This is a genomic window from Candidatus Tumulicola sp. (genome assembly GCA_035601835.1).
Classification (GTDB): domain Bacteria; phylum Vulcanimicrobiota; class Vulcanimicrobiia; order Eremiobacterales; family Eremiobacteraceae; genus DATNNM01.
The window spans coordinates 158,196-171,071 of record DATNNM010000011.1 but is presented as its reverse complement, the minus strand read 5'-3'; the positions used below and the strand labels follow the sequence as shown (position 1 = coordinate 171,071).

At 63.5% G+C, this 12,876-nt stretch carries 18 protein-coding genes; 9 read left to right on the top strand and 9 right to left on the bottom strand.

Annotated features, from left to right (window positions below):
- Positions 1-15: 15 nt before the first annotated feature.
- From gcvT to speD, 3 genes are read right to left on the bottom strand one after another with little or no spacing between them, the layout of a single operon-like run.
- On the bottom strand, positions 16-1,125 hold the full coding sequence (gene gcvT, locus VN934_05620) for a glycine cleavage system aminomethyltransferase GcvT (GenBank protein ID HXM18273.1): 1,110 nt from the start codon (positions 1,123-1,125) through the stop codon (positions 16-18).
- Complete coding sequence (locus VN934_05615; GenBank protein ID HXM18272.1) at positions 1,122-2,006, bottom strand: fused MFS/spermidine synthase; 885 nt, start codon at positions 2,004-2,006, stop codon at positions 1,122-1,124. Before VN934_05615 ends, gcvT begins: the two co-directional genes overlap by 4 nt.
- Positions 1,972-2,409 carry an adenosylmethionine decarboxylase gene (gene speD / locus VN934_05610; GenBank protein HXM18271.1) on the bottom strand — a complete coding sequence of 146 codons (438 nt, stop codon included), beginning with the start codon at positions 2,407-2,409 and terminating at the stop codon, positions 1,972-1,974. Before speD ends, VN934_05615 begins: the two co-directional genes overlap by 35 nt.
- A 226-nt stretch (positions 2,410-2,635) precedes the next feature.
- Between speD and rplU the strand changes: the two genes are divergently transcribed.
- Entirely contained in the window at positions 2,636-2,953 is a 318-nt protein-coding gene (gene rplU / locus VN934_05605; GenBank protein HXM18270.1) for a 50S ribosomal protein L21, read from the top strand.
- A complete protein-coding gene (locus VN934_05600; GenBank protein ID HXM18269.1) occupies positions 2,928-3,320 on the top strand; it encodes a ribosomal-processing cysteine protease Prp in 393 nt (130 codons plus the stop codon). Before rplU ends, VN934_05600 begins: the two co-directional genes overlap by 26 nt.
- Here the strand turns inward: VN934_05600 and VN934_05595 are convergent.
- Together VN934_05595 and VN934_05590 are read right to left on the bottom strand one after the other, a co-directional pair.
- A complete protein-coding gene (locus VN934_05595; GenBank protein HXM18268.1) occupies positions 3,265-3,597 on the bottom strand; it encodes an STAS domain-containing protein in 333 nt (110 codons plus the stop codon). The two genes, VN934_05600 and VN934_05595, sit on opposite strands and share 56 nt — an antisense overlap.
- 20 nt (positions 3,598-3,617) lie before the next feature.
- Entirely contained in the window at positions 3,618-6,035 is a 2,418-nt protein-coding gene (locus tag VN934_05590) for a SpoIIE family protein phosphatase (protein HXM18267.1), read from the bottom strand.
- Between the two features lie 174 nt (positions 6,036-6,209).
- On the opposite strand from VN934_05590, the gene VN934_05585 reads away from it, so the two are divergent.
- The gene (locus VN934_05585) at positions 6,210-6,434 is read left to right on the top strand and encodes a hypothetical protein (protein ID HXM18266.1); all 225 of its coding nucleotides are present in this window, start codon (positions 6,210-6,212) and stop codon (positions 6,432-6,434) included.
- Between the two features lie 70 nt (positions 6,435-6,504).
- Positions 6,505-7,152, top strand: coding sequence for a lytic transglycosylase domain-containing protein (locus tag VN934_05580; GenBank protein ID HXM18265.1), 648 nt, complete (start codon positions 6,505-6,507; stop codon positions 7,150-7,152).
- A 1-nt stretch (position 7,153) separates the two neighbouring features.
- Here the strand turns inward: VN934_05580 and VN934_05575 are convergent, their stop codons facing one another.
- Positions 7,154-7,444, bottom strand: a complete 291-nt coding sequence (locus VN934_05575) for a twin-arginine translocase TatA/TatE family subunit (protein ID HXM18264.1) — start codon at positions 7,442-7,444, stop codon at positions 7,154-7,156.
- 93 nt (positions 7,445-7,537) lie between these two features.
- On the opposite strand from VN934_05575, the gene VN934_05570 reads away from it, so the two are divergent.
- Positions 7,538-8,023: a hypothetical protein gene (locus tag VN934_05570; protein HXM18263.1), complete on the top strand. Its 486-nt coding sequence runs from the start codon at positions 7,538-7,540 to the stop codon at positions 8,021-8,023.
- A gap of 25 nt (positions 8,024-8,048) precedes the next feature.
- On the opposite strand, the gene VN934_05565 is transcribed toward VN934_05570, so the two are convergent.
- Positions 8,049-8,546 (bottom strand): tetratricopeptide repeat protein, encoded by a 498-nt coding sequence (locus tag VN934_05565; GenBank protein ID HXM18262.1) that lies wholly within the window; start codon positions 8,544-8,546, stop codon positions 8,049-8,051.
- 15 nt (positions 8,547-8,561) lie between these two features.
- Here VN934_05565 and trmD point away from each other — a divergent pair, with 15 nt between their 5' ends.
- The 4 genes from trmD (at position 8,562) to VN934_05545 (ending at position 10,870) form a co-directional block, all read left to right on the top strand.
- Entirely contained in the window at positions 8,562-9,269 is a 708-nt protein-coding gene (trmD, locus tag VN934_05560) for a tRNA (guanosine(37)-N1)-methyltransferase TrmD (GenBank protein ID HXM18261.1), read from the top strand.
- Between the two features lie 143 nt (positions 9,270-9,412).
- A complete protein-coding gene (rplS, locus tag VN934_05555) occupies positions 9,413-9,757 on the top strand; it encodes a 50S ribosomal protein L19 (protein ID HXM18260.1) in 345 nt (114 codons plus the stop codon).
- A 9-nt stretch (positions 9,758-9,766) separates the two neighbouring features.
- Entirely contained in the window at positions 9,767-10,459 is a 693-nt protein-coding gene (gene lepB, locus VN934_05550; GenBank protein ID HXM18259.1) for a signal peptidase I, read from the top strand.
- Between the two features lie 66 nt (positions 10,460-10,525).
- Positions 10,526-10,870 (top strand): hypothetical protein, encoded by a 345-nt coding sequence (locus VN934_05545; protein ID HXM18258.1) that lies wholly within the window; start codon positions 10,526-10,528, stop codon positions 10,868-10,870.
- Positions 10,871-10,895: 25 nt separating this feature from the next.
- Here the strand turns inward: VN934_05545 and VN934_05540 are convergent, their stop codons facing one another.
- Together VN934_05540 and VN934_05535 are read right to left on the bottom strand one after the other, a co-directional pair.
- Positions 10,896-11,648 (bottom strand): class I SAM-dependent methyltransferase, encoded by a 753-nt coding sequence (locus tag VN934_05540; protein HXM18257.1) that lies wholly within the window; start codon positions 11,646-11,648, stop codon positions 10,896-10,898.
- A gap of 10 nt (positions 11,649-11,658) precedes the next feature.
- Positions 11,659-12,867, bottom strand: a complete 1,209-nt coding sequence (locus VN934_05535) for an MFS transporter (GenBank protein HXM18256.1) — start codon at positions 12,865-12,867, stop codon at positions 11,659-11,661.
- Between the last annotated feature and the right edge of the window lie 9 nt (positions 12,868-12,876).

Genomic DNA, 12,876 nt, shown 5'->3' with positions numbered 1-12,876 from the left:
GTTGAACGGTCTGCTCTAGCCGGCTCGGTCGCGTTTGTAGAACGGCAGCGGCACAACGGTTCCGGCGTGGCGTTGGCCGCGGATCTCCACTTCCAAACGCGTGCCGACTGCAGCGGCCCGGGCCGGCACGAGAGCCGTCGCGATGTTCTTGCCGCCTAGCGCGGGCGCGGGCGAGCCGCTTCGGATCTCCCCCGCAGGCCGGCCATCATGGAACACTTTATAGCCCGCGCGCGCCGGAGCGCGACCTTCCATGACCAAGCCGGCGATGCGGTCGTAGCCGCCTTCCCGTTTCTGCTCGGCGAGCGCGTCTTTGCCCACGAACGCGGGCTTTTCGAGCTTGACGCACCAGTCGAGGCCGGCTTGCAGCGGCGTGATGTACTCCTCCAGCTCGTGGCCGTACAACGGCATGCCCGCCTCGAGCCGCAACACGTCGCGCGCGCCCAGTCCCGCCGGCTGCAAGCCGACTCTTGGCCCTTCGCGCATCAGCCCATTCCATAGACGCTCCGCTGCTTCTGCAGCGACGAAGAGCTCAAAACCGTCTTCGCCGGTGTAGCCGGTGCGAGCCATCACGGCCTTGACGCCGCACACGCTGCCCTCGCCCGCAAAGTAATACTTGATGGCGCCCAGCTCGATGTCGGCCACGGGTTGCAGCAGCTCCAGCGACTTAGGACCTTGGATGGCGATGAGCGCCGATTCGGACGTGCGGTCCTTCAAGCGGATTCCGGCCGGTTTGCGCCCGCTCAACCAGGCCCACATCTTCGGACTGTTGGCAGCGTTGACCACGACCAACCAGCGGCCGTCCAGGCGGTAGATGATGGTGTCGTCGTGCGCCCCGCCGCGCTCGTTGGTGAAGATGTTATAGCGCGCTTGATTCGGCTTCATCGAGGGCACGGCGTTGCTGGTAAGGCCGTCGAGCCACGAGTCCACCGCCTCGCCCTCGAGCACGAACTGGCCCATGTGCGAGAGATCGAATATGCCGGCTGCCGTGCGCACAGCGCGGTGCTCTTCGAGAATGCCCGCATATTGGATAGGCATGAGAAATCCCCCGAAGGGGGACATCTTCGCGCCGAGCCGTTCGTGGGTCGCGAACAGCGCGGTGCGCGCCGCCGCTTCTGCCGTCGTCATGTCAGCGGACGAGCAGTCGCGTATGCGTCGCGCAAGTAACGCGGCAGGTTGAACATGCCGCGGTGCGACTCGGCGTCGTAGAAGCGCAGTCCGCCGCACGCTTTCGCGTGCCGATCCGCTGCGCCGGCCGCCTCCGCTTGTGGGCGGCTTGCTTCGCTGCACAGCGCCAACCCCCACTCGGTATCGAATGCGGGCATGTAGACTGAGTAGGGCAAGACCGAGCCGAACACACCGCGCAGCGTCGCGATCATGCGCGCATGCAGTGAGAAATTGTGCGGGCCGGCCATCGAGGTTTGCAACGCGTACGCTCCACCCGGCGCGATGCGCTTGCGGAGCTGCTCGTAGAACGCCGGCGTGTGCAGACCATAGGACGGTGAGTCCTGCAGCGGCTCGGTCAAGTCTCCGATGATGACGTCGAATTTCCCGCTCGATCCTTCGACGTAGGCTCTGGCGTCGCCGATAATCAACTCGGCGCGAGGATCTTCAAACGCACCGGCGCTCCATTCCGGCAAGTGCCGGCGACATGCTTCGACCACTTCGCCGTCGATGTCGACCATCGTGACTTCAGCCATCGAAGGCACGCGCAACAGCTCGCGCAGACTCGCACCCTCGCCGCCGCCGAGTATCAGAGCGCGCTTGGGCGCGCCCGCGTGCGCGCACGCCGGGTGCACGAGCGCCTCGTGATAGATGAACTCGTCCAGGGCGGCGCTTTGGGTGTCGCCGTCCAGCACGAGCATTTTTCCGAAGAGGGAGCTTTGTACGACCGCGTAGGTCTGATAGATCGACTTGCCGGAGACGAGGGTTTCGGTTAGGGCGTGAGCGTGTATCTCTCCGGGCGCGACTTGCTCAACGTACCACTGAAAGTTTTCGGTTTTTGGCAACTGGCTCCACTCCGGTCGTCTTACGGCCGACGCTGTGACCGTACACACCGGCTTCGTCGGTCATCCCCCGGCGCACTTCCGTGGTGAGCATCTGCTTGGCTTGGAACTCGGTCGCCGCGTAGCGGCAGGCCCGCCAAGGATCGGTGGTCTCTCCGCACGTGTAGATGTCCATGGCGGCGTAGCCATATTCGGGCCACGTGTGGATGGAAAGGTGCGATTCCGCAATAACGACGACACCGCTCACCCCTTGCGGGTTGAAGCGGTGAAACGTGGTCTGCAGAACTTCGGCTTTTGCCTCTCTTGCCGCTTGAACGAGTATCTTTTGGACTTGGTCGACGTCGCTCAGGATCGCTGGATTACAATCCGACAGTTCGACGATGATGTGCGTCCCAAGTGCCTTCAATAAACCGCCCCCCACGAGCTTGCGAGTGAGGAGATCCCACCTCCATTGACGGATGCCACGTGGCTAATCCACGTACCAAGTTTGAATATTAGGGCATTTAACATCAAATGTAAATACTTTTGCGGGACTTCAATTGCGGGACAGAGAAGTTTGACGTCCGCAGAGGCCGCGTGGTACGATTCTCGCTTCTCGCTTCCGTCTCAATTGGAAGGTAGTCACTCACAGCATGTACGCCGTCATCGAAGCCAACGGCCGACAGATCTTGGTGCGCGAGGGCGAGGTCATTCGCCTCGACCGGGTCGCCGGCGACGCGGACGCAAAAGTCGTCTTTGACCGGGTGCTGCTCGCGCATGACGGCAAAGCGCTGCGCCTCGGCACGCCCCTGGTGAGCAAAGCCAGCGTGACCGCTCGGGTCGTCCGGCAGGGGAAAGACCGCAAGATCATGGTCTTCCACTATAAGCCCAAAAAGCGCATCCGCAAACGCTACGGGCACCGGCAGCCGATCACCGAGCTGCGGATTGAAAAAATCTCCCTCTCGTCATAAGCCGAACCTCGCAGTATCGATCGAGCGGCACGCGGGTCGCGTTGTCGGCCTGCGCGTCACCGGTCATGCCGGGTTCGGGCTTTCTGGAAAAGATATCGTGTGCTCGGCGGTCAGCGCCCTTGTGCTGTCGGCGGCCAACGGGCTGAAGCAGCGCGCCGGAGCGGACGTACGGGTCCTGGACGATGCGGACGGGGAGTACCGATTGGACCTGCTGCGCGGAGACGCCCGCGCGCAAGCGATCCTCGAAAGCGTGGTCGACGGACTGCGCGCGATCGCCCGTTCCCATCCAGGCCACCTGAAAGTCGCCTCGCTCAGGCTTCGCGCGCGGCCTCCAGCGCCTCGTCGACCGTCGCGTGCATCTCAATAACAAGACCAAGCCCGGCGATGCTCAAGATCCTCTCGGCGCGGCTGCCTTCCGGTGCGACCAGCGAGAGCCGTTGGCGGTTCGTGAGCATGCGCTTGGCGAAGTCCGCCAAAGCGGCCACCGTCCGGCTATCGAAGTACGTGACCTGGGCGAAATCGACGATGATGCCGCCGCGGTCGGCGGCGGCGGCCCGCTCCAAATACGTCCGGAATTCGGCGACGTTGACCAGGTCGATCTCTCCCGCGACCTCGACGACGTTGACGCCGGCGCGCTGCGCCATGCCGAATCGAGCTTGATGGCTCATGCCGCAGGGCCGGCGATAGCGTGCGTGAGGCGCACCATCGTGCCTTTGTCCGAGTTGTTGAGCTCCACTTTGTCCACGAGGGCTCGCATGAGCATCAGTCCGCGGCCGCGCGCATCTTCTCGTTGCCTGCGCCAGTGGCCAGAGTCCTCGACCTCGACGACGACGGAGCCGTCTCGCACGAAACCGCGCACGTGAACGTTTCCTTGACGCACTCCATAGGCATGTTCGATTACGTTCATGATCGCTTCGCCGGATGCGACCTGAAGCGAATACGCGCGATCTTCATCGAGACCGGCTGCGACGTAGAGCCGGCGCAGCGCCTCTCTCAACGTCCGGCTGTTGATCGGGAGGGCCTCCAGCACGAGGTCGAGCTCGGTGAGGGGTTTGGCCGCCAAAGCCAGCGTGAGAATGGCGATGTCGTCGCGCGCGGTGGTGCCTACGATGCGCGAGCAGATCGCCTGGGCGGGGTTTCGCGAGTCGGTCCCCAGCTCAAGCGCGATCGCTTCTCTGAGCTGCTTCTCGCCCGCGAGCACGTCGCGATCCTGCTCGATCAGGCCATCGGTGTAGAACACCAGCAGCGCGCCCGGTGACAGGACCACGCGTTGTTCCGGGAAGCGCGCCTCGTGAAAGACACCGAGCGGGGGCGAGGACAGGGCTAGCGGGCGCACGCCGCCCTCTGCGTCCGCCAGCATCGGCGGCGGGTGACCGGCGACCGCCCAGGTGAGCGACGAATCGATGGGATCGAAAACCGCGTAGACCGCCGTCACCATCTCCGGCTTGTCGTGGAGCAGCAGGCGATTGACGCGCTCGAGCACGCGCGATGGCGTCGCGTCCTCGAAGGCCGCGCCGCGCACGGCTTGGCGCACCGATCCCATCGCGGCAGCGGCCTCTAACCCTTTGCCGGCGACGTCTCCGATGGACAAGCCCACGCGGCCATCCGGGAACTGGAACGCGTCGTACCAATCGCCGCCGATCTCCGCCTCGGTCATGCCTGGGATGTAGTACGCGTTGATGGCAACGCCGGGTATTAGCGGCAGCGTCGCCGGCAAGGATACGCGCTGCAGCGTATCCGCGACCCGATGCTGGCGTTCGTACAGAAGAGCGTTGTCGTACGCCAGCGCGACGCGCCGGGCGATGAGGAGCGCGAACTTCAGGTCCTCGGAGCCATAACGCTTGCGCGACTCCGCGGCGATGAACGTCAGCGCTCCAAGCGTTCGACCGCGCGCCAAGAGAGGCACGATCATGACCGAGGTCATGTTCAACGAGCGCAGCATTTCACGCGCACGGGGGTCGGGCAGCACGCCCAATTCTTCGTCGGTGATCTCCCCGTAGAGTTGAGGCTGCCCGGTACGAATCACCTCGTTGGGACCCTGCGGGCTGTTGGGATCGAGCGGGAACTCTTCGCCGAAGCGGCGCGCTAGATCCAGGTGCGCAGGATTGTTGTGGCGGATGACCATCGTCTCGACGCTGCCATCGTCTTGAAGGACGTCGATCGTGCACCAGTCGGCGTAGCGAGGCACGATGAGGTCGGCGACGCGCTCGAGCGTCGCCGCTGAATCAAGTGACGTCGACAGAGTGGCGCTCAAGTCGGCCAGGAACGTCAACTGCTCTTCTGCGCGCTTGCGTTCGCTGATGTCGAGGTTCATGCCGACCCAACCTCGGGAGGCGCCGTCCGGCCCCGCGATCCGCACGCCGCGCGCGAGGATGGTGTACACCTGGTTGTCCACGGCGCGCACGCGAAATTCTTCCTCCCAGATGCCCTCCGCCGTATCGCGCTTCTTCCACGACGCCTCTAGGCGCTTCGCGTCGTCCGGACTCAGGCGACTGAGCCAGCCGAGGCCTCGGAACTCGTCGATCGTCTCGATGCCGATGAGCTTTTTGAATGATTCGCTGATGAACGTCGTCTTGCCGGCGGCGTCGGTTTGCCACGTTCCAAACGGGATCGACTCGCCGATGCCGACGTAACGCGCGTGCGTCTCGGCGAGCGCCTCCTGCGTGTCGGCGAAATCCTTGAGGCGGACGTTCTCGCGTTGGGCGTCCTTCAATTGTACCGCGGTCGCGGATGCTCGCGCGGCGCTCGTGCGGATGATGCGGACCAGAATCACGGCAGCGCTCAGCGTGAAGAAGAGGATCGCCATGGTGAAGAGATCCGCCGAGGTCGGCAACCCGAGTCCGCCGCGTCGCTCCGCTTCGGTGAAGGCGACCGCCATGAGCAGGGCCGCGATGATTCCCACGCGCAGGCCGGCCACACCGGTCAGTGCGATGACTAAGATGAAGGATAGCGGCCGAAGTTTCCAATCCGCGGGTGCGTAGTAGTCCGCTACCACGGCGAGCACGGTCATGAGCGCAAGGGTCGCCAGCAGCCACGCCCGTTGGCGTGCTGAAAGCACCCGCAACGCGGATCGATCCTTCACTGCAACGCTCTAGTATCGGAAGAGAGCAACCCTCGTGCGGTTTTACGCCTTTTCTGAGGGCGGATGGGTCACTGGTCTTGGTTTACCCCGGCTGGCGGTAAGGCTAAACGGAGCTAAGCTCCGTTGCTACATGGTGTGAAGGTCCGTTGCCACAAATTCGGCGAACTCGGGGGTATGGATGCTTCTCCCAACGGCGCCGGAGGCGCCGACCGGCCCGGCGGCGAGGGCGGCGAACTCAAAGCTACGCTGCTTGCCGGTCTCATCGGTGCGGTTGTCGGCGCCGCAGGTTATTTGATATACAGCCGGCTCGAAGACGACCAGAAGAGCCAGATCCGGACGTCGGTCTCAAAGTTCTTCGAGGATAAGATCTCGGATCTGCGCACCCAGATCAAGTTGTAACGCGGGTCCCGGATCGGCCGCCTGTGGGCGGCCATTTCATTTTACCGCGCCAAAAACCGATAATTCTCTTATGAACCGGGTCGCGGCCATCGTGCTTTGCTCGGCTGCCCTTCTCTGCGGCTTGGCGCCGGCGCGCGCCGACGACGATGTTACGCTGTATCATCGCAGCGTGGCGGCCGGCGGCTCGGACGCAATCGCGTCAACGGGCAGAACCGCGATGCACTTCCACGTGAGTTCAGCCTATGCGATGCGCATCTACGTCCAGGCGATCCGCTATTTCAATCCGGGGATCGACGAGGCTGAGGCCCAGCAGATCGTCTACGCCATCGTCAGCGAGGCCCGTTCAGCGGGCATAGACCCGCGCTTGGTCGTGGCCATCGTGGCAACGGAAAGCGCCTTCGACCGGACCGCGCGCAGTTCCGCGGGAGCCTTGGGGCTTGGGCAGCTGATGCCCAGCACGGCCGCGGCGGATGGCGTCGGCGACACCAGCGACATCAGCCAGAACATCCATGGAACGGTGCTCACGCTCAAGGGCAATCTGGAGCACTACGCCGGGTTGGATCCGCAGCGTCAATATGAGTTCGCGATCGCGGCGTACAACGCCGGCACGGGGGCTGTGGATCGCTATAACGGCGTGCCTCCGTACGACGAAACGATCAACTACGTGACCAAAGTCATCGCGCTGTGGCGCCGTTTCTATGGCAAGTCTTCTTCCTGATCTAAGCCGTACCTGACGGTCCGGTTTCCCGCGACGAGCCTGCCGGACCGGACGCGTCTTCTCCCGGCGCCGGCGTCGCCGTGTCGGGCAGCTGCTCGGGTATGACCGCGGGCGCCGTCTTGATCTCGGCGGCGACGGCAGCGCGGTCCATCTCCTGCATGAAGGCATGGGTGGTGTTCTGGACGTGACGCATGGCTTCGCCCAACTGCTTGGCGATGCGCGGCAAGTGTTCGGGGCCGAAAAGCAGCAGCGCTGCCACGAAGATGATGATGGTATCGGAAGGGCTGAGCATGGTTTTGCCGGTTGCCGGGCAAATCTTAGTACGCCGCGTGTGGAGCAGGACCTTTAGGTCCTGCGTGCGGCTTTTCAGGAACGCCACTCTCGCTTGAAGATCTACTACACGAAGAGCCAGCGCGAAGAGGCGGTCGCCTCGATCGCGACGCTCAAGAAGATCCTCTCCCGGTTCGCGCATCACCACGTCTTTTATGAGATGTCGGCGCGCCACCGCCGCGCGCGCCAACTGTACTCCGTGAAGAACTCATTTTTGGTGAGCGAAGTCGAGGTCACCGGCTCGAGCGAAGTGATCATCACCATTTTTGACGGAGACAACCCGTCGCATTCGATCGAAGTCGTCAACCCGTATGCCATGCGCGTGTATGATGACAGTCCGGCCAAGAATTTCGCGGTGGCGCTCTATACCGAGGAGGCTGCCGACTTCGATGTGCGCTATTACCTGCGCGATGAGGGCGAGGGCGGCAAGACGCCGAAACGCACCGCTTTGGAACGCATCACGCTGCCGCAGCTTTTCGAATACCTTGAGGAGATCACGGACGCTGAAGTCGTCGAGGTGGTCGAACCCGCCAAGAAATAATGTGGTATGCCAGACTTTAGTCTGGCTATCGCCGCTTCCCCGATAACCACTCCAAGAACGTCAGCTTGCCGCGGTTTTCGTATTTCGCGGCAAGGCGCAGCTCGCGCACGCTCTCGGCGAACTTGCCCTCGCGGCGCAAGAGCACGGCGTAGTTATGATGGGCAGGCGCGTACGTCTCGTCGATGAGGAGCGCAGCCTCGAAGCGCGCGCGCGCCACGTCGGTTTGGTCAGCCTCAAGCGCGAGGTTTCCCAGATTGGTGAGCGCGGCGACGCAGCGAGGGTCGATTTGGAGGGCCGCGTTGAAATCGCGCGCGGCCGCACCCCGGTCGCCAAGACGCAGCCTGCAGACGCCGCGCTTCGAAACCGCGTCGGCCGCCCTATCGTCTTCGTCCGCCGCCTGCGTGAACAGCACGATCGCCTCCTCGAATCGCGCTCTGCCGAACGCGCGCAGCGCGTGTTCGAACGTCGAACCCTTGCTCATGCGCGGCACCGGTTCGCGCAGGTCGGGCCGCGTGGATTCCACAATTGCAACCGTCCGATGCAAATCGACATCCTCACGCTTTTTCGTCCGTTTTTCGAACCGATCATCTCCGGCAGCATTCTAGGACGCGCGCAATCGAAAGGCCTCGTCAGCATCGCGCTTCATGACCTATGGGAGTTCGTCCCCAAGGGCGAGCGCGCTGACGACGCGCCGTACGGCGGCGGACCGGGCATGGTGATGCGCCTGGGGCCGCTGATGGCGGCGATGGAACACCTGCTCGGCGCGCAGCTCGCTATGCCCGCGAATTGCCGGATCATCGTGCCCTCACCAGCGGGAAGACGTTTCGATCACGCGCTCGCAGCCGCTCTCTCCACGCAGTCGCGCCTCATCTTCGTCTGCGGGCACTACGAAGGCATCGACGACCGCTTCTTCGACCTCATCGCGGCGACGGAGATGTCGCTTGGCGACTTCGTGCTCACCGGCGGCGAGATCCCGGCGCTCGCGTTCGTCGACGCTGTCGTGCGCCTGCTTCCCGGCGCGATCGCGTCCGAGAGCGCGTCGGACGAGTCGTTCGCCGCAGGCGGGCTCGATTGGCCGCACTACACGCGCCCTGCGACTTTTCGCAACGTCGCCGTGCCGGAGATACTGCTGACGGGCGACCACGCTCGGATCGCGCAATGGCGTCGCGAGCAGGCCAAAAGCCGCACCGCCAAGCGGCGCCCAGACCTGGCCCCCGGCGACAGGAGCGAACGGACGCAGGGTTGAGTCCGCCTCTGCAATTGCCTTGCCGGCTTGCCTTGTGCTATACTTCTAGACGTTCCAATTTCGGCATTTGGGCGCCATGGCGCCGGGCCTTGAAAACGCGAGGCCGGCGCTTTTTTAGCGACCCGTAGGAAAGCTACGTCATCATGGATCTTGCCAAACTTATCGGCCCCGGCCACGCCAAGAAGCGCTCCGTCGAGTTCTCGTCCGGCGACACGGTCAAAGTCCATTCGCGCGTGACGGAAGGCAACAAGGAGCGCATCCAGGTCTTCGAAGGCGTCGTCGTCGAGCGCCGTCACGGCGGTCCAGCGTCCACCTTCACCGTGCGGCGCATCGCCCACGGCGTCGGTGTCGAGCGCTCGTTCCTCGTCCACTCGCCGCGCGTCGAGAAGATCGAAGTCGTGCGACAGGGGCAAGTCCGTCGCGCCAAGCTCTTCTACTTGCAAGAGCGCATCGGCAACAAAGCGACCCGCATCAAGGAAAAGAAGTAGCGCCTTTCGATGAGTCCCGGCGCCCTCTTCATCATCATCGGCGTCTTAGTCGTGGCGCGCGTCATCATCGGCGTGCGCCCGTTGACGGTTCCCGACCTGAAGCACCGCAACGTCATCAGGGAATATCTCGACGCATTCATCGTGGCGGGCATCGTGGCGCTCGTGCTCATGCAGTTCGTCATCCGCACGTTTTGGATCCCATCGGGCTCGATGGAACCGACGCTCGATATCAACGACGTGCTCCTGGCCAATGAGATCCAGTATCGTTTTGGCGACCCGCAGGACGGGCAGATCGCGGTCTTCGCGCCCCCGCCCGCGCTTGGCACCACCGACTTCATCAAGCGCGTGATGGCGCAGCCGGGCGACCGTTTTCGCATCAGCAAAGGCGTGGTCTATCGCAACGACGCGAAACTCGACGAGCCGTACATCCCGCCGGGCCAGCGCCCTGATTACGAGCTTGAGATCAAAAACTACGCCATCTATGTAGAGGGCGTGCCGCTGGATGGTTCTCGCGCCCAGGTCCCACCAAGGTCGGACTGGCAGGCCCCGGATCGCGTGCCCAAGGGCTACTACTTGATGCTGGGCGACAACCGCAACGATTCGGACGACGGTCACCTTTGGGGCTTCCTGCGGCGCGAACAATTCGTGGGGCACGCCTTCTTCGTGTTCTGGCCGCCCAAGCACGTCAAGGTTTTGCGCTAAAGCGCAGCGGGCATACTTAAGATTGGGTGCCGGACTCTCGTCCGGCTTCGCTTGGGAGGTCTATTCATGCGTTCTCTTATCATCATCGCCGCAATCGCCGCCGTGCTGTCGTGCGGCTTGTTCGCGCCCGCGCCGGCGCAAGCCAAGTCGGCAAATTGGGTCGGCCGGGTAAGCCACGTGTCCATCAACAACATCAAAGTCGTGGACGCAACGGGCAAGGAGCTCAGTTTCCTCATCCTGCCGAAGTTCAACAAGCTATTCTCGGACGACGGCAAGACGACGTATCAGATGACGTCGCTGCACAACGGCATGCGCGTCAAAGTCGTCTACGATCAGAAGGTGCTTGGCGCGCGCCATGCGGACAAGATCTACATCCTTGACCCACACGGTTATCCGCTGAAAAGATTGTAAGCGCCCCGGGGCTAAAGCCCCGGCACTACAAAGCTGGTTTGCGGAGTTTCCATATGTTCTCCGCGGGCCAGCGGCGAGCCCAGTCGACGTCCACGTAGTCGCGGTACGTCGACTGCGCGTTTTCCGGCGGTCGGAGTTCGATCAGAGCCTCGACCTCCAAGCCGGCTGCTCGGAATAGCCGGATCCATTCGCCATACGGGCGTTGGAAGACGATCGTCTCATCGTCCTCGCCGCCGCGCATGCCGAAATAGGTACGCATCAGGCGTTCGCGCACGACGTCGTCCTCGTCATCCCAACACAGCTCCATGAGCGGGCTCGTCATGTTGAATGCGAAGAGCCCGCCGGGCCGCAACAAGCGCGCGGCCTCCGGCACGGTCCGCTCCGGATCGGCGAACGACATCGCGCCGTGATCGCAGAACACGATGTCGAAACTCGCGTCCGGCAGCGGCACAGCCTCGGCACTTGCGAGCAGCAGCGGAAACTCAACACCGCGCTCGCGCATGAGCCGGCGCGCGTGATCCAACTGCGTCTGCGAAAAGTCAAGACCCGTGGGCCGAGCGCCGGCGACCGCGAGAAAGATAGACCACTGCGCCGCGCCGCACCCAAATTCGAGCACGTCTTTATCGCGCACGTCGCCCAGCACGTGCAGGTCGGATTCCGGGATGGCCCACACGCCCCAGCATTGCGCCTTGTCGTTGAGCTGCGACGCGTGTTTGGCCTGGTAATCGGCGCTGGTGCGCTCCCAAAACTCGAGGTTCTTGATCTCATGCCTGCGCATGCTTTGCAGCCTAACGTTTGTCGTTGCGCAGTGCCGGCACTGCAAAGGCCACCGAAGCCAGCAGGAGGTAGCCGACCGCGGACACCACGATCGGCACGCGCACGCCGAAGTGGTCCGCTAAGTAGCCGCCGCCGATCGTGCCGGGCACCACACCGATGAGGGCGATGAGGCGGGCGACTCCGAAGACGCGGCCGACCTTGTCTTCGGGGATGACGCGCATGCGCCAGCCTAGGATCTGCGTCACTTCAAAAGATGCGGCGATGCTCGCGAGCGACCAGAATCCGATGACCACCCAAAGATCGTGCGCCCAGATCACGGGCATGAAGATCAAGCCGTCGATGGTGTACGCGATGCACAGCGACAGGCCGTAGGGCCAGCTGCGGCCGACCGACCCGGCAAGCACCGAGCCGAACAACGAACCGACCGCGATGATGCCGAAACTCAACCCCACCTGCGCGTCGCTCGCACGGAATTCGCGCTTGAGAAAGGCGATGAACACGGCCGTGGCCATCATGCCGAACATGTTCAGCCCAAGGCTCATGAGCGAGACCGTCCGCATGGCGACGTCCGCGGTCAGGAAGCGAAAACTCTCGCGGATGTCCGCGACCAGTTCCTTCAGCGTCGGCAGCCCGCCCGGAAATTCCGGCCCCATGGTGGGCACGAGCGCGATCGATATCTGCGACGTGAGATACGTGAACGCGTTGACCACCAACGCGGGCAGCGGCCCACCCAGCGAGAACAGCAGGCCACCAAGGGGCGGCGTGACGAGGTTCGACGTCTGTTCCGCCGCGATGAGCGCGGCGATCGCTTGGCTCGCGCGCTGTTTGCCGAGGAGATATGGGATGCTCGAGGCTTGCCCGCCCATGAACACAGCCGCGGTAGCTGAGACGAGCACGATGCCCGCGTAGAGCATGGTCAGCGAGAGAAATCCTCGCCAGTATGCGAGCGCGAAAAGTCCTATGATCGCGAAGCGCACGAAGTCGCATCCGATCATCAGCCGGCGTCTGTCCAGCCGGTCCGCGAGAGAGCCGCCGACGAGCCCGAACAGCGCGAACGGCAGGAATTCAAGCGCGTAAGTGATGCCGAGCGACAGCGCGGATCCGGTGAGTTTGAAGACGAGGAGCGGAATGGCGAGCGTGCGCAAGCCGTCGCCGACGAAGCTCAACGCTTGGCCGGCGAAATAGAAACGGAAACCTCGCTCTGCGAAGATGCTTTTCATAGATGGGAT

Coding starts and splice junctions, on each gene's coding strand:
- VN934_05540 (HXM18257.1), bottom strand. CDS start 11,648: ATGCGCAGGCATGAGATCAAGAACCTCGAGTTTTGGGAGCGCACCAGC.
- rplS (HXM18260.1), top strand. CDS start 9,413: ATGGATCTTGCCAAACTTATCGGCCCCGGCCACGCCAAGAAGCGCTCC.
- VN934_05580 (HXM18265.1), top strand. CDS start 6,505: ATGAACCGGGTCGCGGCCATCGTGCTTTGCTCGGCTGCCCTTCTCTGC.
- trmD (HXM18261.1), top strand. CDS start 8,562: ATGCAAATCGACATCCTCACGCTTTTTCGTCCGTTTTTCGAACCGATC.
- VN934_05575 (HXM18264.1), bottom strand. CDS start 7,444: ATGCTCAGCCCTTCCGATACCATCATCATCTTCGTGGCAGCGCTGCTG.
- VN934_05535 (HXM18256.1), bottom strand. CDS start 12,867: ATGAAAAGCATCTTCGCAGAGCGAGGTTTCCGTTTCTATTTCGCCGGC.
- VN934_05545 (HXM18258.1), top strand. CDS start 10,526: ATGCGTTCTCTTATCATCATCGCCGCAATCGCCGCCGTGCTGTCGTGC.
- lepB (HXM18259.1), top strand. CDS start 9,767: ATGAGTCCCGGCGCCCTCTTCATCATCATCGGCGTCTTAGTCGTGGCG.
- gcvT (HXM18273.1), bottom strand. CDS start 1,125: ATGACGACGGCAGAAGCGGCGGCGCGCACCGCGCTGTTCGCGACCCAC.
- rplU (HXM18270.1), top strand. CDS start 2,636: ATGTACGCCGTCATCGAAGCCAACGGCCGACAGATCTTGGTGCGCGAG.
- VN934_05595 (HXM18268.1), bottom strand. CDS start 3,597: ATGGCGCAGCGCGCCGGCGTCAACGTCGTCGAGGTCGCGGGAGAGATC.
- VN934_05585 (HXM18266.1), top strand. CDS start 6,210: ATGGATGCTTCTCCCAACGGCGCCGGAGGCGCCGACCGGCCCGGCGGC.